Here is a 1,807-nt window from a genome sequence, read left to right on the forward strand (position 1 = left end):
GCAAGCCTGCATCAGTTGCGCGGCACCGGCCGTCTGCGGCAGTGACACGCCGATGGCCTTGGCGCCGGCCAGCGCGAGGTTCAGGTCCTTCTGGTGCAAGCCGATGCGAAAGCCCGGGTTGAACGTGCGCTTGATCATGCGTTCGCCATGCACTTCGAGGATGCGGCTGGCCGCAAAGCCGCCCATCAGCGCCTGGCGCACCTTGGCCGGGTCGGCGCCGGCCTTGCTGGCGAACAGCAGCGCCTCGCCGACCGCGGCGATGTTCAGCGCGACGATGATCTGGTTGGCCACCTTGGTGGTCTGGCCATCGCCATTGCCGCCGACCAGCGTGATGTTCTTGCCCATCTTCTCGAACAGCGGCTTCACGCGTTCGAACGCAGCTTCAGGCCCGCCGACCATGATGGTCAGGCTCGCGGCCTTGGCGCCGACCTCGCCGCCGGACACCGGCGCGTCGAGGTAGTCGCAACCCAGTTCATTGATGCGGGCGGCGAAGCGCTTGGTCTCGATCGGCGAGATCGAGCTCATGTCGACCACCGTGGTGCCGGCCTTCAGGCCAGCGGCCACGCCGTTCTCGCCGAACAGCACCTGCTCGACATCGGGCGTGTCCGGCAGCATCAGGATCACCACCTCGGCCGCGCGCGCGACTTCGGCACTGTTGGCCACCACGGTGGCCGGGGCCAGCGCTTCGGGCAGTTTCTTGCGCTGCGGGACCACCAGCGTGTGGCCGGCCGCCAGCAGGTGCTGCGCCATCGGCGCGCCCATGATGCCCAAGCCGATGAAACCGATCTTCATGTCATGTCCTTTGCGTGATAGCAATCAATTCAATACGAGCCGGAGCCGGCGGCCGGTGCTGCCGGCGTCACCGAGCTTGTCGCCAGGCCGCTGCGCATGCGCGAGACCACGCCCTGTGCGCCGGCGGCCATCAGCCGCGCATCGGAGCTGACGGTGACGAACTGGAAACCCTTGGCGATGCGCTTGAGCGCCGCATCCGGGCTGCCGTTGTGGATGCCGGCCACCAGGCCATGGGCCTTGGCCCGCGCCAGGATGTGATCGACCGCCTCGGCCGCCGGCGGGTCCAGGTCGTCGAAGGTCGGCGTGCAGCCCAGCGCCAGCGACAGGTCCGAGGGGCCGATGTAGATCGCATCCAGCCCTTCGACCGACAGGATATCGTCCAGGTTGTCCAGCGCCTGCGCCGTCTCGATCATCGCGAAGGTGACGATGGTGTCGTTGGCATGCTGCGGATAGTCCGCGCCGCCGTACAGCAGCGCACGCACCGGCCCGAAACTGCGCGTGCCCTTGGGCGCGTAGTGGGTGTAGGCCACCAGCTTCTGCGCGTCTTCCCGCGTGTTGATCATCGGGCAGATCACCGCATAGGCACCGGCGTCCAGGGTCTTCATCAGGATGCCGGGCTCCAGCCAGGGCACACGCACCACCGGCACCGTCGGCGTGGTGGAGATGGCCTGCAGCATGCCGACCATCGCCTGGTAGTCGACGACACCGTGCTGCAGGTCGATGGTCAGCGTGTCCCAGCCCTGATGGGCCATGGTCTCGGCCGAGAAGCTGTTGGGAATGGCCAGCCAGCCGTTGACGGCAGCGCCGCCTGACTTCCAGATCGTGCGCAAGCGGTTTTCTCTCATCGGGGTCTCCAGGGAGTTCTTGAAGTTCAACGATCCAGCGCCGGGCGTTTCGGATTGAATGTCCAGTTCGGGATCAGGTACTGCATCGCCGCCGCATCATCGCGCGAACCGAGGCCGTGCTGCAGGTACAGCTGGTGTGCCTTCTCGACCTCGGCCATGTCCAGTTCGAC

General features: G+C 66.7%; 2 protein-coding genes and 1 pseudogene. All 3 read right to left on the reverse strand.

Features of this window, described 5'->3' with window-relative positions:
• Positions 1–792: 2-hydroxy-3-oxopropionate reductase (locus tag VLK61_RS21370; protein ID WP_325423715.1), on the reverse strand; the 792-nt coding region annotated here is incomplete at its 3' end.
• A gap of 29 nt (positions 793–821) precedes the next feature.
• Positions 822–1,637 (reverse strand): HpcH/HpaI aldolase family protein, encoded by an 816-nt coding sequence (locus tag VLK61_RS21375; RefSeq protein ID WP_325423717.1) that lies wholly within the window; start codon positions 1,635–1,637, stop codon positions 822–824.
• 26 nt (positions 1,638–1,663) lie between these two features.
• Positions 1,664–1,807: pseudogene (gene gudD, locus VLK61_RS21380) on the reverse strand (glucarate dehydratase); the annotation flags it as partial.

Source organism: Aquabacterium sp., from assembly GCF_035476535.1.
In the GTDB taxonomy this organism is placed as follows: Bacteria; Pseudomonadota; Gammaproteobacteria; order Burkholderiales; family Burkholderiaceae_C; genus Pseudaquabacterium.

Excerpts from the sequence above, each read along its gene's own strand:
- VLK61_RS21375 (WP_325423717.1), bottom strand. The coding sequence starts at position 1,637 with ATGAGAGAAAACCGCTTGCGCACGATCTGGAAGTCAGGCGGCGCTGCC.